Origin of the sequence: Agrobacterium radiobacter (assembly GCF_040801995.1) — a bacterium.
Lineage (GTDB): Bacteria > Pseudomonadota > Alphaproteobacteria > Rhizobiales > Rhizobiaceae > Agrobacterium > Agrobacterium radiobacter.
The window spans coordinates 807,209-826,610 of record NZ_JBEGHX010000001.1 but is presented as its reverse complement, the minus strand read 5'-3'; the positions used below and the strand labels follow the sequence as shown (position 1 = coordinate 826,610).

At 60.1% G+C, this 19,402-nt stretch carries 15 protein-coding genes and 1 other annotated feature; of the genes, 9 read left to right on the top strand and 6 right to left on the bottom strand.

The features are described 5' to 3' along the window. Positions 1-72 precede the first annotated feature (72 nt). Positions 73-510 (bottom strand): DUF6163 family protein, encoded by a 438-nt coding sequence (locus tag MRBLRC7O_RS04085; protein WP_003502204.1) that lies wholly within the window; start codon positions 508-510, stop codon positions 73-75. A gap of 174 nt (positions 511-684) precedes the next feature. Between MRBLRC7O_RS04085 and hemB the strand changes: the two genes are divergently transcribed. The 3 genes from hemB to MRBLRC7O_RS04070 all read left to right on the top strand — a co-directional run bounded on the left by hemB (position 685) and on the right by MRBLRC7O_RS04070 (position 3,190). Further along, positions 685-1,698: a porphobilinogen synthase gene (gene hemB / locus MRBLRC7O_RS04080; protein WP_080866063.1), complete on the top strand. Its 1,014-nt coding sequence runs from the start codon at positions 685-687 to the stop codon at positions 1,696-1,698. Positions 1,699-1,795: 97 nt separating this feature from the next. After that, complete coding sequence (locus tag MRBLRC7O_RS04075; protein WP_003502200.1) at positions 1,796-2,254, top strand: RDD family protein; 459 nt, start codon at positions 1,796-1,798, stop codon at positions 2,252-2,254. A gap of 177 nt (positions 2,255-2,431) precedes the next feature. Beyond that, positions 2,432-3,190 carry an arginyltransferase gene (locus MRBLRC7O_RS04070; RefSeq protein WP_003502198.1) on the top strand — a complete coding sequence of 253 codons (759 nt, stop codon included), beginning with the start codon at positions 2,432-2,434 and terminating at the stop codon, positions 3,188-3,190. Positions 3,191-3,287: 97 nt separating this feature from the next. On the opposite strand, the gene parC is transcribed toward MRBLRC7O_RS04070, so the two are convergent. Further along, positions 3,288-5,540 carry a DNA topoisomerase IV subunit A gene (gene parC, locus MRBLRC7O_RS04065; protein WP_111820536.1) on the bottom strand — a complete coding sequence of 751 codons (2,253 nt, stop codon included), beginning with the start codon at positions 5,538-5,540 and terminating at the stop codon, positions 3,288-3,290. 229 nt (positions 5,541-5,769) lie between these two features. Here parC and MRBLRC7O_RS04060 point away from each other — a divergent pair, with 229 nt between their 5' ends. Next, on the top strand, positions 5,770-6,960 hold the full coding sequence (locus tag MRBLRC7O_RS04060) for an aq_1923 C-terminal domain (protein ID WP_060724060.1): 1,191 nt from the start codon (positions 5,770-5,772) through the stop codon (positions 6,958-6,960). Positions 6,961-7,001: 41 nt separating this feature from the next. Here the strand turns inward: MRBLRC7O_RS04060 and MRBLRC7O_RS04055 are convergent, their stop codons facing one another. The 4 genes from MRBLRC7O_RS04055 to aspS form a co-directional block, all read right to left on the bottom strand. After that, on the bottom strand, positions 7,002-8,483 hold the full coding sequence (locus tag MRBLRC7O_RS04055; RefSeq protein ID WP_080866061.1) for a SulP family inorganic anion transporter: 1,482 nt from the start codon (positions 8,481-8,483) through the stop codon (positions 7,002-7,004). Positions 8,484-8,557: 74 nt separating this feature from the next. After that, positions 8,558-8,613: a sequence feature (sul1 is cis-regulatory element that is thought to sense ions involved in sulfur or methionine metabolism; They are found in Alphaproteobacteria), on the bottom strand. Positions 8,614-8,690: 77 nt separating this feature from the next. Beyond that, entirely contained in the window at positions 8,691-10,796 is a 2,106-nt protein-coding gene (locus MRBLRC7O_RS04050; protein ID WP_080866060.1) for a methyl-accepting chemotaxis protein, read from the bottom strand. 103 nt (positions 10,797-10,899) lie between these two features. Further along, positions 10,900-11,376, bottom strand: a complete 477-nt coding sequence (locus MRBLRC7O_RS04045; protein ID WP_003502188.1) for an FUSC family protein — start codon at positions 11,374-11,376, stop codon at positions 10,900-10,902. A gap of 1 nt (position 11,377) precedes the next feature. After that, entirely contained in the window at positions 11,378-13,165 is a 1,788-nt protein-coding gene (gene aspS, locus MRBLRC7O_RS04040; RefSeq protein WP_111820535.1) for an aspartate--tRNA ligase, read from the bottom strand. Positions 13,166-13,355: 190 nt separating this feature from the next. On the opposite strand from aspS, the gene MRBLRC7O_RS04035 reads away from it, so the two are divergent. The 5 genes from MRBLRC7O_RS04035 to MRBLRC7O_RS04015 all read left to right on the top strand — a co-directional run bounded on the left by MRBLRC7O_RS04035 (position 13,356) and on the right by MRBLRC7O_RS04015 (position 19,283). Next, positions 13,356-14,627: an MFS transporter gene (locus MRBLRC7O_RS04035; protein ID WP_020810429.1), complete on the top strand. Its 1,272-nt coding sequence runs from the start codon at positions 13,356-13,358 to the stop codon at positions 14,625-14,627. Between the two features lie 82 nt (positions 14,628-14,709). Then, positions 14,710-15,870, top strand: a complete 1,161-nt coding sequence (gene rnd, locus MRBLRC7O_RS04030) for a ribonuclease D (RefSeq protein ID WP_080866057.1) — start codon at positions 14,710-14,712, stop codon at positions 15,868-15,870. Positions 15,871-15,951: 81 nt separating this feature from the next. Next, a complete protein-coding gene (locus MRBLRC7O_RS04025) occupies positions 15,952-16,557 on the top strand; it encodes a hypothetical protein (RefSeq protein WP_003502175.1) in 606 nt (201 codons plus the stop codon). A gap of 184 nt (positions 16,558-16,741) precedes the next feature. After that, positions 16,742-17,770 carry an adenylate/guanylate cyclase domain-containing protein gene (locus MRBLRC7O_RS04020; RefSeq protein ID WP_003502174.1) on the top strand — a complete coding sequence of 343 codons (1,029 nt, stop codon included), beginning with the start codon at positions 16,742-16,744 and terminating at the stop codon, positions 17,768-17,770. Positions 17,771-17,924: 154 nt separating this feature from the next. Then, a complete protein-coding gene (locus MRBLRC7O_RS04015) occupies positions 17,925-19,283 on the top strand; it encodes an esterase-like activity of phytase family protein (RefSeq protein WP_080864281.1) in 1,359 nt (452 codons plus the stop codon). Positions 19,284-19,402: the final 119 nt, after the last annotated feature.

The window sequence follows — 19,402 nt, the reverse complement described above, 5'->3', positions numbered from 1 at the left end:
CTTAGTCATCCGTTATAATTCAATGACTTAACGATAAAATTCGGCCGGAAAACGGGGCGAATTGCTTTATTATTATGGTAAATCAATTCTTGCGCGCTCTTCATTCTGGCGCTGATCCAGCCAGAAAGCGACCAGGAATAGTATATAAATGGTTGCCACGAGACCGTGCATCACGGGCACAAGCGTGTTGGCACCGAAGATATGCGGCCAAACCTTATACATGGCGATCTGCGCGCCCGCGCCCATGACCCACATGACGGCACCCCAGGAGGCGCCGAGCCAGAGACCCAGCGCCGCAACCGGGAAAATGACCGCCAGCGCACTGCCCGCCACGCGCCAGGGCAGGTTCAGCATATCGAAGCGCCCATGGCCGCCAAGCGAATAGCCCGTCAGCATCGCCCAATATTGCAGGCCGAACCAGAAACAGGAAACCGCAACCAGTCTCATGAAGACCAGAAAGAGGATTTCGGCAAGCGGACGCTTCGGCAGAGGTTGAGAATCAGGTTCCATGGCCGGAAGATACGGTCTCGATGGGCGGGCGACCAGTCCATATTGAATTCCGCCATCTGCCTTGTCAAAGCATGATCGCCGGCGCTGTGCCTCAATGAGGGAAGATTGTCGCATTCGCATGGCCCACGCTTCATGATATGCAGCTTTCGAAATTTGACCGAAGGACATTCTGACATGCAGGACAAAACGCATCTGGTCGACGAGATCACCGGCCATCGCCGCATGCGGCGCAATCGCAAGGCGGATTGGACGCGCCGTCTGGTTCAGGAAAACCGCCTGACCGTTGACGACCTCATCTGGCCGGTCTTCATCGTGCCGGGCAGCAATATTCTCGAGCCCATTCCCGCCATGCCCGGCGTCAACCGCATGAGCGTCGACCGGCTGGTGGAAGCGGCAAAGGAAGCCGCCGATCTTGGCATTCCCGCCATCGCGACCTTCCCGAATATCGAGATAGAGTTGCGGGACCAGACCGGCTCGAACGCGCTCGAAGCAAACAATCTCATCAATCAGGCAACTATCGCGGTCAAAAAAGCCGTGCCAAATATCGGCATGATTACTGATGTCGCGCTCGATCCCTTCACCAGCCACGGGCATGACGGCATTCTGCGCGGCGACGAGATCGTCAATGACGAAACGGTCGAACAGGTTGTCAAGGCGGCCATCCTGCAGGCGGATGCCGGTTCGGACATTATCTCACCGTCGGAGATGATGGATGGGCGCATCGGCGCCATCCGCCGGGGGCTCGACGCCGCCGGACACCAGAATGTCGGCATCATGTCCTATGCGACGAAATTTTCCTCCGGCTATTATGGCCCCTATCGCGAGGCCATCTCCACCGCCGGCCTGCTGAAGGGTGACAAGGCGAGCTATTACATCAGCCCAGCCAACGGCATGGAGGCGATCCGCGACGCAGCACTCGACGTTGAGGAAGGCGCCGACATGCTGATGGTCAAACCCGGCCTGCCCTATCTCGACATCTGCTGGCGGCTGAAGGAGAATTTCGGCCTGCCGACCTTCGCCTATCAGGTGTCCGGCGAATATACCCAGATCAAGGCTGCGGCCATGAATGGCTGGATCGACGGCGAGCGGGTGATGATGGAAACGCTTCTCTGTTTCAAGCGCGCGGGCTGCGATGGCGTTCTCACCTATTTCGCCATGGAGGCCGCACGCAAACTGGCAAAGGGCTGAGGCCGGCGCTTATTGTATTCGGTCGTTTTCTTCCCATATTGTCTGCTGACACGGCACTCATGCCGCGCTGTCATACCCTCTCAGGAGAAAACGACCGATGAGCCTCGACCAGAACCCCACCTATGCCGCACCGGATGACTGGCGCGCCTATAGCGGCGTCCTGAGCCGGCGCGTCTTCGCGTTCGTGATCGATTACGCGATCGTTCTGCTTCTGTGCATCCCGGCCGCGGTCATCGTCTTCTTTCTCGGCGTGATCACGCTTGGCCTGGGATTCTTCCTTTACCCGGCGCTGTTCGTCATCGTTGCGGTGCTTTATTTCGGCATGACGCTTGGCGGCCCGTCGCAGGCCACTCCCGGCATGCGGGCGATGGGGATCGCGATGGCGCGCATGGACGGGCGGCGAATCGATTTCCTGCTGTCGACGGTGCATATCGTGCTTTTCTGGGTCATCAACTCGGTTTTGACGCCGCTGATCCTGCTTGCAGGCCTGTTTACCGAGCGCTCGCGCCTCGTTCATGACTTCCTGCTCGGCACCGTTATCGTCAGAACGCGCTGATATCGATGAAAGCCACGGAAACGTGGCTTTCATCGCGTCAAATACCTCATCCCGCAGTTGACGTTTTCCGTCATTTTGCCATTCTGTGACATTATGCATGTCGCTTGAAGCGCCGCCGCCAACCCCGTGAAATCGCGGCGCGCTTTCATAACAGACGCAGGAGGCGATCACGGTTCGATGAACACGCAGGCGACGCCCTCTCCTCAATTCTATCTTACGGCGCCGGCCACCTGCCCCTATCTGCCGAACCAGATGGAGCGGAAGGTCTTCACCCATCTGGTCGGCCCGCGCGCTTCGGAAATGAACGATCTTCTGACCCAGGGCGGTTTCAGGCGCTCGCAGAACATCGCCTATCGCCCGGCCTGCGAAAACTGCCGCGCCTGCGTCTCCGTACGCATCCTCACCGAACAGTTCCAGCCGACGAAATCGATGCGGCGTGTACTTGCCGCCAATCGGGATGTCGTGGCCACGGTGCACGCCGCCGAGCCCTCCACCGAACAATTCGCGCTATTTCGCCGTTATCTCGACCACCGCCACCAGTCCGGCGGCATGTCCGACATGTCGGCGCTAGACTACGCGATCATGGTGGAAGACACGCATGTCAACACCCGCATCATCGAATACCGCGTGCGCGAACCCGGCTCCGGCATCGATTCCAGCAAGCGCGGCGAACTTCTGGCGGTGGCGCTCAGCGACGTGATGAGCGACGGTCTGTCGATGGTCTATTCCTTCTTCAATCCCGATCTCGAAAAACGCTCGCTCGGCACTTTCATGATCATCGATCACATCACCCGCACGCGCGCGCTCGGCCTGCCGCATGTCTATCTCGGCTACTGGGTCGATGGTTCGGAAAAGATGGGGTACAAGACCCGCTATCATCCGCAGGAGCATCTGACGCCGCGTGGGTGGGAGGTTTACCATCCCGAAGGAGAATAATGGGTTCGCCAAGTCCTGAAGCACATGTTCGGCTTGGACAGCAAAACAAAGGCGGGAAAGACGCCCCCAGACAATCTCCGAGGACGTCTTTCAGATATTACCCACCAAATTTCCCGCTGCGCGGAAAGCCCTTCGGCACGGTGCGGCCAACGGTGGCGCGGTCGGCCAGCCATTCGCGCAGTTCCTCACCGACCTTGGTGAACAGACGCCCGGCCGTGTCGGACCAGCTCAGACCCTCGGCGAGCGCGAAGCATTTCACATCGACAACGCCGCCATCCTTGTAGCGCTGCAGGCGCACGCCCTTACCGCGTGACATTTCCGGCACCTGCGACAGCGGGAAGGCCAGAAGCTTGCGGTTCTCGCCGACCACGGCGACATGATCGCCCGTTACCGGAACCGCGAGCTTCGCTTCATCAGGCATGGAGACATTCATGATCTGCTTGCCCTTGCGGGTATTGGCGACCATTTCGCCCTCGGGCACGATGAAGCCATTACCGGCGGTGGAGACGAGCAGCAGCTTGCGCGACGGATCATGCACGAAGGCGGTCAGGATGTCCTGATCGTTCTCCATATCGACCATGATGCGGATCGGCTCGCCATGACCGCGCCCCCCCGGCAGCTTGTCAGCGCCGAGCGTATAGGCCTTGCCGCCCGTCGTAAGCAGCAGCAGCTTGTCGGTCGTCTGCGCCGGGAAGGCGATCTTGGGTCCGTCGCCTTCCTTGAAGGTCAGGGCCGACGTATCGGACATGTGACCCTTCAGCGCCCTGATCCAACCCTTCTGCGAGATGACGATGGTGACCGGTTCCTTCTCGATCATCGCCTGCTGGATGGCCTCGATATCGGCATCCGGGGCATCCGCGAACTGCGTGCGGCGACGGCCGATCTCGGTAGCCTTGGCATATTTCTTTTTGACCTCGCCGATTTCCCAGGCGACGGTCTGCCACTGCTTTTCATCGGAGGCGAGCAGCGACTCGATTTCGGCCTTCTCGCTGCTGAGTTCATCGAATTCCTTGCGGATTTCGAATTCCTCGAGCTTGCGCAGATTACGCAGCCGCATGTTGAGGATGGCTTCGGCCTGATTGTCGGTGAGCGACCACTTCGCCATCATCACCTGTTTCGGCTCATCCTCCTCACGGATGATGCGGATCACCTCGTCGAGATTGAGATAGGCGACCAGCAGGCCGCCGAGAATCTCGAGCCTGCGGTCGATGGCGGCAAGACGGTGGCGGGAACGGCGGACCAGCACGTCCTTGCGGTGCGCCAGCCATTCGCTCAGCACCTCGTTCAACGCCATCACCTTCGGCACCTTGCCGAGCGACAGCACGTTCATGTTGAGCGGCAGGCGGCTTTCAAGGTCGGAGAGGCGGAACAGCGATTCCATCAACAGCGTCGCATCGACGGTGCGGCTCTTCGGCACCAGCACGATGCGCACGTCTTCGGCGGATTCGTCTCTGACATCCTCGAGCAGCGGCAGTTTGCGTGCGAGCAGCAGCTCGGCGATCTTTTCGATCAGCCGCGATTTCTGCACCTGGAACGGTATTTCGGTGATGACGATCTGATAGCCGCCACGTCCGAGGTCTTCCGTTTCCCATTTTGCGCGCACGCGGAAACCACCGCGCCCGGTCTTATAGGCATCGAGAATATTCTCGCGGCTTTCGATGATCACGCCACCGGTCGGCAGGTCAGGGCCGGGAATGAATTCCACCAGCTTTTCAACCGTCGCATCGGGATGCTTGATGAGATGGAGCGCCGCATCGCAAAGTTCATGGGCGTTGTGCGGCGGGATCGATGTCGCCATGCCGACGGCGATGCCTGAGGCACCGTTGGCAAGCAGATTGGGGAAGGCGCCCGGCAGGACAACCGGCTCTTCGTCTTCCTCATTATAGGTGGCGCGGAAATCCACCGCATCCTCGCCGATGCCTTCCAGCAGCAGCGCCGCCACATCGGTCATACGCGCTTCGGTATAACGATAGGCGGCGGCGCCGTCGCCATCGATATTGCCGAAATTGCCCTGCCCGTCGACAATCGGATAACGCTGCGAGAAATCCTGCGCGAGGCGCACCAGCGCATCGTAGACCGACTGGTCGCCATGCGGGTGGAATTTACCGATCACGTCGCCGACGATACGGGCGCATTTCTTGAAGGCCGAGTTGGGGCGGATGCCCATTTCGCTCATGGCGTGGATGATGCGGCGGTGAACCGGCTTCAGGCCGTCGCGCACATCCGGCAGCGCACGATGCATGATCGTGGACAGGGCGTAAGCGAGGTAGCGCTCTTCAAGCGCCGCCTTCAAATCGACCGGATGAATGTTATCGTCTCCGCCGGACGGAGGTACAAGATTTTTTCCCATGGTGCTTGACTAGCGGAAATGCCGATTCCCGGCAAGAAATTCAGGGGTGTGCCCTGTGGATGAAAGCACCCCTTTCATGCGTTTTTTTGTTAACCGCGTTGCAAATGCCGCAATGCCGCCGTCATGGGAATCGATCTAAATCCTATAGACCTTTGAATAATCGCGAATATAAGTATCACCATTCGAATTCGGACACGGTGCACAGCCGTACGTTGAGGGAAGAAACATCATGAGACTGAAATCCACCCGGCAGGTTCTTTTCGCGAGCGCCGCGCTTCTTACGCTTTCGGCACCGGCTTTCGCGCTGGATGGCGGGGATGTGCTGAAGAAAATCAACGCAGCCTATGCCGCGCAGGGAGGCGAGATCGCCGCCGGTTCCGTCGCCGTCAACGGCACGACGGTGACGCTGAACAGCGTGACCTTCAACTCCGTCGCCGATCCTGCCAAGAAGATCCCCGTTGGCAATGTGTCGCTCGAAGGCGTCGAGGAAAACAACGGCGGCTACAAGATCAAGAACGCCCGTTTCGATAATATCGACTACAAGCAGGACAAGGTTGAGATCAAGGCGAGCGACATCTACATGTCCGGCCTCGTCATTCCGGGCGATGCGACCACCGGCACCGTCGACGCCCTGATGTTCTACGATGAAGCCCATAGCGGTCCGATTTCCGTTTCCGTCGACGGCAAGCCGGCTTTCTCGCTTGAGGAAAGCAGCGCGACGATGTCCGTCAGCGACGACAAGAACTCGATCGGTTTCGAACTCGACGCCTCCGGCTTCAAGGCCGATCTCAGCGAAGCCACCGATCCGGCCACCAAGGACGCAATTGAAAAGCTCAATCTGCAGGCGCTTTCCGGCAACATGACCATGAGCGGCAGCTGGGAAGTTGCCTCCGGCACCGTCGACGTCGAGGAATACGCCATCGACCTCGACAATGTCGGCCGTCTCAACATGTCGTTCGGTTTCTCCGGCTACACGCTCGACTTCATCAAGTCGATGCAGGAGACGGTAAAGGCGCAGGCCGCCAATCCGAACAAGGAACAGGCGGACCAGGCAGCAAGCCTCGCCATGCTCGGCCTGATGCAGCAGCTTTCCTTCATCAACGCCGAAATCAGCTTCGAAGACGCCAGCATCACCAAGCGCGCCATCGACTATGCGGCAAGCCAGCAGGGCATGACGAGCGACCAGCTTGCCCAGACCATCAAGGGCATGGCGCCGATCATGATGGCTTCGCTCAACGTTCCAGAGCTGCAGAACATGGTGTCGGCGGCCATCAACGCCTATATCGACAATCCGAAGAACCTCTCGATCACGGCAGAGCCGGAAAAGCCGGTTCCTTTCCCGATGATCATGGGCGCCGCAATGGGCGCGCCGAACACCCTGCCGAAAATGCTCGGCGTCACGGTGACGGCAAACGAATAAAACCAAAAAAGCCCCGGTCTTGCCGGGGCTTTTTTTTGCGCTCAGTGCAGCGGTGCGGCAGCGCCGTCCTGTTTATCGTGCAGGGCAAAGCGGTCGATCATGTGGGCGCTAGCCTCGTTGACACCGATCACCTCGACCTTCTTGCCGGTCTTGCGGAATTTCAGAACCACCTTGTCCAGCGCACCAACTGCCGAAATATCCCACAGATGCGCCTCGGTGACATCAATCGTCACGGCATCCACCTCATCGGCGAAATCGAAGGCGGCGATGAAGCTTTCGGTCGAGGCGAAGAAAATCTGGCCATCGACGCGATAAATCCGCTCGCGGCCATCGGCAGAAAGCTCCGGCCGGACGTGGAAGAGTTTCGACACCTTGCCCGCAAAAAACACGCCGGAGAGAAGCACGCCGGCCAGCACGCCTTTTGCAAGGTCGTGGGTGGCGAGCACCGTGCCGACCGTCACCAGCATGACGATGCTCGATGATGGCGGGTTGCGGCTAAGATCAAGGATGGAGCGCCACGAGAACGTGCTGATGGAGACCATGATCATCACCGCCACCAGGGCTGCCATCGGGATGATGCGCACGAGATCATCAAGCACCAGAATGAGGAACAGCAGGAAAGCGCCCGCCACGAAGGTGGAGAGCCTGCCACGCCCGCCGGAGCTGACATTGATGACGGACTGGCCGATCATGGCGCAGCCGCCCATGCCGCCGATGAGGGCGGATGCGATATTGCCTGTCCCCTGCCCGATGCATTCGCGGCTCTTGTTGCTGCCCGTATCCGTCATGTCGTCGACGATCTGCGCCGTCAGCAGCGATTCCAGGAGACCGACGGCGGCGAGCGCCACGGAATAGGGAAAGATGATCTGCAACGTCTCGAAGGTCAGCGGCACCTGCGGCAGGGCGAATATCGGCAGCGTCGAGGGCAACTCACCGAGATCGCCGACCGTGCGGATATCCATGCCAGAGAAGACGGCAACACAGGTGAGAACGACGATGGCGACCAGCGGTGACGGAATGATCTTCGTGACCAGGGGGAAAAGATAGATGATCGCAAGGCCGGCGGCGATCATGACGTAGGTTTCGACCGGCACGCCGATCAGCTCAGGCAATTGCGCCATGAAAATCAGGATCGCCAGCGCATTGACGAAGCCGGTCATGACCGAGCGCGAGACGAAGCGCATCACCCGGCCGAGTTTCACAAGACCCGCCAGGATTTGCAGCGCGCCCATGAGGATGGTGGCGGCGAAGAGATATTGCAGCCCGTGTTCCTTGACGAGCGTAACCATCAGGACGGCTGTCGCGGCGGTTGCCGCTGAGATCATGCCCGGACGGCCACCGGTGAAAGCAGAAACGCAGGCAATGGCGAAGGAGGCGAACAGCCCCACTTTGGGGTCGACACCGGCGATGACGGAAAAGCCGATGGCTTCGGGAATGAGGGCAAGCGCCACGACAATGCCGGAAAGAACATCGCCGCGAATATTGGAAAACCACTCACGTCTGTAAGTCTGAAATCTGTTCATCTGATTTTTTCGCAAAGAATGACGCACCGGCCGGAACCGTGTCCGGTAGATTGAAAACGAATGTCGGTGCTTTGCGTTATCTGGCGGATCGGCGGCCAGAAGAGCCACCCGGAATTTCACCGGGTCCGTGGTGAGTGGCCCAGCTATAAACGGCAAAAAAGCGGGCCGCAAGTTGCGCGCCCGCTTTTCGATGACTGCTGTCACGTCTCAGGCCGCTTCGCGCCCGCCATAGCCCCTCGCCTCCACGTCGCTCAGCCGGAACTGATGAACCAGTTCCTTGAGACGCGCGGTCTCGCCCGCCAGCATGGCGCTCGCGGCATTGTTTTCCTCGACCATGGCGGCGTTCTGCTGTGTGCCCTGATCCAGATGGTTGACGGTGGTGTTGATTTCGGCAAGTCCCAGTGACTGCTCGTGCGTGGCAGCGGCAATGGCTTCGATATGGCCGTTGATCGTCTTCACCGAGCCGCCGATGCGCGACAGGGCAGCACCCGTTTCCCGCACGAAACGCGCGCCCTCCTTCACCTCTGTACCGGAGGTCTGGATAAGCGCCTTGATTTCGGCAGCGGCCCTTGCCGAGCGCTGTGCGAGTTCCCGCACCTCCTGCGCAACGACGGCGAAACCGCGTCCCGCCTCACCCGCGCGCGCAGCCTCCACCCCGGCATTGAGGGCAAGAAGGTTGGTCTGGAAGGCGATCTCGTCGATAACGCCAATGATATTGCCGATCTTGCCGGAGGATTGCTCGATCTTTTCCATCGCGCTTACTGTGTCAACGACGAGATTGGCCGTGCGGTTGGCATCCTCATCGGCCGAATGGGCGACTGCGCGGGCTTCCACGGCGCGATCCGCTGAGATGCGGATATTCGCCGTCAATTCATCCAGCGCGGCAGCGGTTTCCTCCAGTGAGGCGGCCTGCTGCTCGGTACGGCGGGCAAGATCGGCAGCGCTCTGACTGATTTCCTGGCTGCCGCCGTCGATGGCCACGCTCGACTGCACGACGCCGGACATGGCGGCATCGAGCTGGCGGATTGTCTGGTTGAGATCATGGCGCAGCGCCTCGAAATCCGGGGCAAAAGGCTCGATCAGCTCGAAAGAGAGATCGCCGCCTGCGAGGCGGCGAAGCGCTGCCGCAAGCCCGGTGGTCGCCTGCATCAGCCGCGCCTGCGCTTCGGATTCCGCCTCAAGCTGGAACCGCACCTTTTCGGCTTCGGCCTGCTGCCGGGCTACGAGCGCCTGCGCCTCCAGTTCGATCTTTGCGATGGCGGCCTGTCGGAAGATTTCCAGCGCATGCGCCATGGCGCCGAACTCATCTCCACGCTGGAGACCGGGAACGGCAAATTCGGTTTCACCGTCGGCCAGACGACGCATAGCCCCCGTGATCGCGGTCGCCGGGCGGGTGATCGAGCGGCCGATGAGGTAGACCCCGGCAAAAAGACTTACCACGGTCAGGGCGATAAGAGCGACGACGATCGAAACCGTTCTTTCCGCCGCAGCGCTGTTCGCGAGAGCGCTTGCGTCCCGCTCCTGCCGGTAATTGGTGGAGATTTCGGCGACGACAGGCAACAGGGCACTATAGGCGGAGGCGACAGTTTCGCGCGCCTTCTCCTCCTCCAGCACGGCGGCGGCGTAAAAGCGGAACGAGGCGGTATATATTTCCAGTGCATCCATGATGCGCTGACGCTCAGCGCCTGGCCGGTATTCCAGCTTCACCAGCGCCTTGAAGGTTTCCACTTCCGCCGCATGTTTCGTCACATAGGCCGCTTCGCGCCGCAGGATGAAATCCTTCTCGTGCCGTCGCATCATCAGCATGCTGGCGCGGATTTCGGCATTGGCGACGACGTCGACGAGTTTCTCGATGGAATGCACGCCATTGCGCATGGCGCCTTCGAGACCTTCCGCGGGGGTTAGGCCCAGTTCCCTGTTCTTGGCGACAAGGGCCTTCATGCTATCGGAATAGACCACCGCGCCCTCAGCGAGCGCTTCGAGCCGCGTACGGGCCTGCGATGTCGCGCTGCCTTCGAGATGGCTCAATGACTGCCGGATCTGGTCCATCGTCTGGTCAAACTGCCCGACGGATTTCATATCGCGGGTCAGCAGGAAGTCTCTCTGGTGAACACGGCTTTCATGCAAACCGTCCTCCAGCGCCGCCAGCACTCCGTCTCGCTCGATCAGCGTCTCTTCAGCGACGCGATAACGCGCCTCCATGTGTCCTTGCCAGAGCAGCATGCCCGCGATGACGGCGATCCCGCACAGAGCAGCCAGGGCCAGCATGGATACGCGATGCGCAATTTTGAACGTCGAGACCAGCGAAAACATTCAACCCTCGTTTGCAGATTTCACGATGGGATGAATGATCGAGAAGGCTTAAGAACTCCTCTACCGGATTTGTCAGTTTAATTAAGGTTTTATGACAAGATCGCTAGAGCTTCAGCCGCTCGCGAAAGAATACCAGCGCAACGACCACACCCGTCGCCACGCCCACGATCACATCGACAAAACGGACAAAACCGGCAACCTGCGGTCCCATCAAAAGAACGAGCATGGCCGAAGCCCCGGCCTGTATCGGCACCACCGCCGGCAGGCCGAACATGGTGGCGAGGATCATGGCGATGAAGGTCGCCGAGGCGAGCCGGATTTCGGCGAAGTCATGCGGGACGAGAAGAGCGACCTCCCCGACGAGGATGCCGATGGTGACGCCGACCATCAGCCCAAGCCCCTGACGGACATGGCTTGGAATGCCGGGGGAAAGGCAGATCAGCGCGCTTATTGCGGCAAAGACGGGCTGTGGGTGCCCGAGCCAGCGATGAGCGACCCAGAACGCAAAAGCGGCCGCAAGCGCGGCCGCCAATGCACGGGTGAAGGCTGCACGAACCCGGTCGAGCAGCGTCTTCAACATATCAGTCCTTCTTAGACGGAACCACGCGCAGCGCCAGCTCGCGAAGCTGGGTCGGCGTTGCCGGCGACGGCGCGTTCATCAGCAGGTCCTGCGCCTGCTGGTTCATCGGGAACAGCGTGATTTCGCGCAGGTTCTTCGCACCAACCAGAAGCATGACCACACGGTCGATACCGAAGGCACAACCGCCATGCGGAGGCGCACCGTACTGGAAGGCGCGGTAGAGACCGCCGAAGCGCTCTTCCACGTCGCTCTGCGACAGGCCGACCTTTTCGAAAGCCTTGACCATCAGCTCGGGCGACTGGTTACGGATAGAGCCGGAGGCGATTTCGAAGCCGTTGCAGACCGCGTCATACTGGAAAGCCTTGATGGAGAGCGGATCCTGTCCTTCCAGCGCTTCCATGCCACCCTGCGGCATGGAGAATGGGTTGTGGGCGAAATCGATCTTCTTTTCTTCGTCGTTGTATTCGAAGAAGGGGAAATCGACGATCCAGCACATTTCGAAACGGTCGCGGTCAATCAGATTCAGCTCGTCGGCGGCACGGGTGCGCGCCTCGCCGGCAAACTTGTAGAACTTGGCGGGATCGCCCGCGACGAAGAAGCAGGCGTCGCCCGCCTCAAGGCCGAGCTGCTGGCGCAGCGCCTCGGTGCGTTCCTCGCCGATGTTCTTGGCAAGCGGACCGGAGCCGGCAATCTTGCCGTCTTCTTCCTTCCAGAAGATGTAGCCGAGGCCAGGCTGGCCCTGGCTCTGCGCCCAGGCGTTCATGCGGTCGCAGAAAGCGCGCGAACCACCGGTTTTGGCCGGGATCGCCCAGACCTGAACCTTGGGGTTGGAGGCGATCATGTTGGCGAAGACCTTGAAGCCTGAACCGTCGAAATGTTCGGTCACAGCTTCCATGACGATCGGGTTGCGCAGGTCGGGCTTGTCGGAACCGTATTTGCGGATCGCCTCGTCATAGGGAATGCGCGGCCACTGCTCGGTGACAGGCTTGCCTTCGGCAAACTTCTCGAACACGGCCGTCATCATCGGTTCCATCGTGGTCCAGACATCTTCCTGGGTCACGAAGCTCATTTCGACGTCGAGCTGGTAGAATTCGCCCGGGAGACGGTCGGCACGCGGGTCTTCATCGCGGAAGCACGGCGCGATCTGGAAGTAGCGGTCGAAACCGGCCACCATCAGAAGCTGCTTGTACTGCTGCGGCGCCTGCGGCAGCGCGAAGAACTTGCCTTCGTGGATGCGCGAGGGAACGAGGAAATCGCGCGCGCCTTCCGGCGAGGATGCGGTGAGGATCGGCGTCGTATATTCGGCAAAGCCCATATCGCCCATGCCGGTACGCATGGCGGAGATGATCTGCGTGCGCTTGACGATGTTCCTGTGCAGGGTTTCGCGGCGCAGGTCGAGGAAGCGGTACTTCAGGCGAACATCTTCCGGATATTCCGGCTCACCGAAGACCGGCAGCGGCAGTTCCTTGGCAACACCAAGAACCTCGATCTCCTGCGCATAAAGCTCGATCTCGCCAGTGGCCATGCCCTTGTTGATGGTGTCTTCGGACCGCGCCTTGACGAGACCGTCAATGCGGATCACCCATTCACCGCGCACCGTCTCGGCAACCTTGAAGGCCGGGCTATCGGGGTCCGCCACAACCTGGGTAATGCCGTAGTGGTCGCGAAGGTCGATAAAGAGAACGCCGCCATGATCTCGCACGCGATGAACCCAACCGGAAAGGCGAACGGTTTCGCCGACGTCGGACTTGCGGAGAGCGGCACAGGTGTGGCTGCGGTAACGATGCATTTTTATATCCTGGAACGTGTCGTGGGCCCGTTGGAGGCCAGATGGGCGGCACTGTCGAAATTTGCCGGAAAAGCGCATGGCCAGCCTGATTTGTCAAGGCAAAGCGCAACAATGTCGCCTTCAGCCTGTCCTTTCCCCCTCCTTGGCTTTAGATAGTCCTAATCAGCCCGCCAAACCGAGTCGGCCCGCAATGAGCCAGATCAGACCTCTTATCCCGCTTCTCGTCACCGCCGGCATTCTGATCGGCGGCAACGGCCTGCAGGGAACCTATATCGCGCTGCGCGGCCTCTCCGAAGGGTTCTCGGCCAGCACCATCGGCCTCATCAGCGCGGCCTACAGCCTCGGTTTCGCGCTTGGCTGCATTTCGGTGACGCGCCTGCTGCGCAAGATCGGCCACATCCGCACTTTCGCCACCATGGCGGCCGTTGCATCAGCCGCATCGATCGCCATGCCGCTCATCACCCATCCGCTCTTCTGGCTGGCGATGCGTTTTGTGATCGGCATCGCGGTCGCCTGTCTTTTCGCCGCCATCGAAAGCTGGATCAACGCGCAGGTGACGAATTCCAATCGCGCCCGCACGCTCTCCATCTATCGTTTCGTTGATCTCGGCTCCGTGACGCTCGCCCAATATATCATTCCCGTCGCCGGCATCGACGGGCCCATCGTATTCTCACTGATCGCCATGGCGCTCACCCTGTCACTGGTGCCGATCTCGATTGCAGACAAATCCAATCCCGCGCCGCCGAAACAGATTCCCTTCAATCTTTTCGCCGTCTGGCGTATCTCGCCGCTCGCCGTCGTCGGCTGCGTGGCCGTCGGCCTCAGCATGGCGGCGTTCCGTAATATCGGCCCGATCTATGCCGAACAGATCGGCTTGTCCGTTACCGCCATCGCCACCTTTATGAGTGCGGGCATCATCGGCGGCGTGGTGCTGCAATATCCGCTCGGCGTCTATTCCGACCGTTATGATCGCCGCATCATCATTCTCGCCACTACCGCCGGTTCTGTTATCGTCGGCCTGTTCCTCGCCTTCTTCGCCGGCACGGACGAATGGAGCAACATCATCGGCGTCTTCATCTTCGGCGCCTTTGCGCTGCCGCTCTATTCCCTCAGCTCCGCGCACGGCAACGACCATGCGAAAGAGGGCGAACATGCGATGGTTTCCGCCGGGCTTTTGTTCTTCTGGTCGGTGGGCGCAACCGTCGGGCCGCTGCTCGCTTCCGTGCTGATCGACCAGTTCGGGCCGAAGGCGTTGTTCAGCTATACGGCCGCGATCCAGATCGTTTTCATCGCCTACACCATCTACCGGCTGCAGGTGCGCGAGGGCGTTCCGGTTGAGGAGAGGAACTGGCGGTTCCGCTCGCTTTTGCGCACCTCGGCCTATTTCCAGAAGCTCGCCGCCCCCCCGCCGCCCAAAAACGATGGGCCGGAGCCAAATCCGCCCGAGAAAAACGATCCTTGAGCCTTCAAAAGCGGGCTTTGTATTGACATGCGCCCGGCAAAGGGAAAGTAAGACGGATAATTTTCACGAGTGGCCATTTGCAATGATTGAAACGACTGCCGCCCTCGCCGAAGCCTGCACGGAACTGGCGAAATCGGAATTCATTACCATCGACACCGAGTTTCTGCGCGAAACGACCTTCTGGCCGGAACTCTGCCTCGTGCAGATGGCAAGCCCGACGCTTGAGGTGCTGGTCGATCCGCTCGCCAAGGGTCTGGACCTTGCGCCGCTGTTCGAACTGATGGCCAATCCCAATGTCGTGAAGGTTTTCCACGCCGCACGGCAGGACATCGAAATCATCTACCATCTCGGCGGGCTTATTCCCCATCCGATCTTCGACACCCAGGTCGCCGCCATGGTGTGCGGTTTCGGCGATTCGATCTCCTACGACCAGCTGGTTCAGAAGATCAAAAACGTGCAGATCGACAAATCCTCGCGTTTCACCGATTGGAGCCGCCGTCCGCTGACCGAAAAGCAGCTGGATTACGCGCTGGCCGACGTAACCCATCTGCGTGATGTCTATCTGGCGCTGAAGGCGCAGCTGGAGCGCGAAGGCCGCTCGCTGTGGCTGACCGAAGAGATGGACATTCTGGAATCGCGCGACACCTATGACATGCATCCCGACGATGCATGGCTGCGGTTGAAATCGCGCCTGCGCAAGCCGACGGAACTCGCCATCCTCAAATTCGTCGCCGCCTGGCGCGAGCGTGAAGCGCGTTCGCGCAACGTGCCGCGTTCGCGCGTCCTGAAAGACGATGCGATCTTCGAAATCGCCCAGCAGCAGCCGAAGGATGCCGAGGCGCTGTCGCGTCTGCGCACCATCCCCAAGGGCTGGGAACGATCCGCCTCCGGCACCGCCATCATCGAGACCGTGAATGCGGCGCTGGCGCTTCCGAAAGAGGAAATGCCGAAGGCGCCGCGCCACAGCCATGCGCCGGAAGGCTCGGGCGCTGCCGTGGAGCTACTGAAGGTTCTCCTGAAGCTGACGGCGGACAAGCACGGCGTCGCCGCCAAGGTCATCGCCAACAGCGAAGATCTGGACAAGATCGCCTCAGAAGGCGAGAAGGCGACCGTTGCGGCGCTGACCGGCTGGCGGCGAGAACTCTTCGGCGATGTCGCCTTGAAGCTCATCAATGGCGAAGTGGCATTGCGTTTCGCCGGCAAGAAGGTCGAGGCGGTGGAGGTTGCGGCAAGCGAGGCGTAATCGCCCGCTGCTTTCTCCCCAATTTTGCCCGCATCGCGTCCCATCTCTTAACCGATGGTCGCGCGATTTGAGGGTATTGCCATGAAACCTGCCCACACTCTGCTGCTCGCCGCCCTTTTTACGGCGGCCGGCATTCTTCCCTCTCTTCCCGCCCGGGCCGCCGAAGAGAAGGTCGATCTTCAGGGCGAATGGACGACCGACTGCCTTAAGATCGGCAAGAACGACCGTCATGGCATCGTCACCCGCATCACCATTCGCGACAATCGCATGCACGCGGTCTCGCAGATCTATGCCCGCAGCGGCTGCCAGCAGCCCACGGTTCAGGTGCGTTATGAAGGCACGCTGGATGGCGGCCTGAAAGATCAGGACAGCCTGCTCTTTGCCCATACCGTCACCGCCATCACCATGACGCCGAATGACGGCGACGTCGTTGACCACTATAATCGCGACCCGAAAGGCATGGGCTGCGGCTTGAGCGGCTGGAAGGAAAACATTCCCTTCGATGTCGACGGCCGCACCTGCGCCGCCATCGCCTTCGCCCGCAAGGGCGAAACCCTGTTCGACCGGGCATGGATCGACGGTAACAAGCTGCGTTTTGCCGCCTTTCCCCTCAAATGGTCGAACCGCTCGCCGGACGACCGGCCGCAATCCCCGCTTGAAACCGTCTATTACAGAACATCCTATTAGACGTAGAGCGGCGGCGGTGCCGATTTTGCGGCAACGGCGCAACAGCCTTACCAATCCTTCATGCAACCTTACCGATTGCTCACTTTTTGCAGCGCTTTTTCCACACTAATGTCGCATATGACCTGAACAGAAGCTTCGCCCGAAGGGAGCGCGGGGCCTCCCCTTCCCGAGATCAAGAACCGACATGAAAAAATTGCTGCCCATTCTGGATTACGTGGTGCTGTTCGTTGCCGTGGCCGGCAGCGGCGTGGCCTACGCCTTTCTGGAATATGGCGGCGGCGCGCTGATCGGCGCGACCTATGCGCTCTTCGCCTGCGCGCCGATTCTCGCTTTTGAACGCGGTTACATCATGCCCGGCCTGTCGCGGCAGGTCAGCGCTCTGCCCACACCCGCCTATATCGCCGTTGGTCTCATCATATACGCCATCCTCGTCTTTTGCGGATTCGGGCTTGGCGGCACCATCCTGTGGTTGAGCGGGATATTTCCCGGCACCTGGAAACGGGCGGTGCATGCCGAAGTGCAGACGCTGATCTTTACCCTCATCGTCTGCGGCATCATCGTCTTCATCATGCGCGTACGCGAGCTTCTCGGCCGCGATATCTTCATCGATCTCATTCTCGGTCGCTATCGTCGCCCCGTCAGCGAAGACCGCGTCTTCATCTTCATCGATCTCGTCGGCTCCACCTCCTTTGCCGAAACCCATGGAGACCTGAAAGCCCAGGAATTTCTCGGCGAAATTTTCGCAAGTTATGCCGCGCCGGTCAGAAAACACGGCGGCGTCATCGACGATTATATTGGCGACGCCGCCATCATCACCTGGCCTTATCATATGGCGATAAGGCGGGCGGCCTGCGTGCGCTGCGTATTCGATATTCAGGCGACGGTTGAAAGCAACCGGGACATGTGGCTCTCCCGCTTTGGCGAAGTGCCGCGCCTGCGCTTCGCCATCCATGGCGGGCCGGTCATCACGGCGGAAATAGGCGTCGATCATCACAAGATCACCTATTTCGGCGATACCGTGAACACCACATCGCGTCTCGAATCGCTCAGCAAGATGCTTGGTCATCCGGTGCTCATATCCGCAGACCTCGCTCATCAGCTGGTGCTTCCGAAAGGCGTTCGCAGCGAATATCTGGGCGAACATGCCGTGAAAGGCCGTGGCCAGACGCTGGGCGTCTGCACACTCAGCCAATACCAGCCCCCTGTGGTTTAAGGGGTAAACGGCTGCAAAATGCCGCGCCGTTCCATTTACCGCTACGGCCGTCATCAAAATTCATCAAAGCTTCAAACGGCAATCACCTGCCTGTCATGCGACGACCCTATCGCCTCAATCCTATCTTCAACAGGTATTGAGAGGGGTCTCCATCATGAAGCACATTCTTTTTGCATCCTGCGCCATTCTTGCGCTCGCCTCCGCGTCGCATGCGGCGGAACAGGAGTTTCCGGCAAAGCTGGTCTCCCACGCCATCCTGCCGGCCAATACCATCATCGCAGCACCTGCAGACGCGCCTGAACATCTCAAGACCTCCGCCAAGTTCACGACCGCTGATCGCAAGCGCGCCGAAGGTCTCGGCACCGTGCCCGGCAAGGATGGCGTGCGCCTGACCGGCCTTTCCATGCCGTTCAACGGCCAGCCGATGCAGGGTTTTTCCGGCATCAAGGCCATGCCCGACGGCAGCTTCTGGAGCCTTTCCGACAATGGCTTTGGCTCCAAGCTCAATTCCAGCGACGCCATGCTGATGCTTCACCATCTGAAGTTCGACTGGGACGCCGGCAAGGTCAACGCGCTTGAAACCGTGTTCCTCTCCGATCCCGACATGAAGGCGCCTTTCCCCATCGTTCTCGAAGGTTCGAGCAAGCGTTACCTGACGGGCGCCGATTTCGACGTCGAATCCATTCAGCCCGTTGCCGATGGTTTCTGGGTCGGCGAGGAATTCGGTCCTTACATCCTGAAATTCACCCGTGACGGCAAGCTGACCGACGTGATCTCCACCAAGGCCGGCGACATCGAGGTGAAGTCTCCCGATCACCCCACCCTTGCCCTGCCCGGCAACCCCACGCAGAAGATGGCGGCCTTCAACCTGAAGCGCTCGGGCGGTTATGAAGGCATGGCGCTCTCCAAGGACGGCTCCAAGCTCTACGGCCTGCTGGAAGGCCCGCTTTACATGGCTGACGGCCAGGTGGAGAAGACCGAAGACGGCGCGACCGCACTGCGCATCATCGAGCTCGATACCGCCAAGAAGGAATGGACCGGCCGCACGTGGCTCTATCCGCTGGCGCAGGGCGGCGAAGCCATCGGTGACTTCAACATGCTGGATGACAGCACCGCGCTGGTCATCGAGCGTGACAATGGCGCCGGCACCGCCGACAAGGCCTGCGCCGACCCGAAGAAGCCGGAAGCAAACTGCTTTGCCGTGCCTTCCAAGGTGAAGCGCATCTACAAGATCGAATTCAATGACGCCAATGTCGGCAAGGCCGCGCGCAAGATCGGCTATATCGATCTTCTGAAAATCTCCGATCCTGATAACAAGAAGCGTCAGGGTGGCGGCAATGGCTATTACGACATGCCTTTCGTCACCATCGAGAATGTCGATCGCGTCGATGCCACACATATCATCGTCGGCAACGACAACAACCTGCCCTTCTCGGCCGGCCGCGCTCTGGACAAGGCTGACGACAACGAGTTCGTCCTGCTTGAGGTCAAGGACCTGCTCGACGCGAAGTAAGACCACGGCCGCTGCCAATCGCCCTGGCAGCTGCAAATGATCCGGACGGAGCGCCCGGTAGACCAGATGGTCTGCATGGCGCTCCGTTCCGATTCTCGTATTCCAACCGAAACATGCTT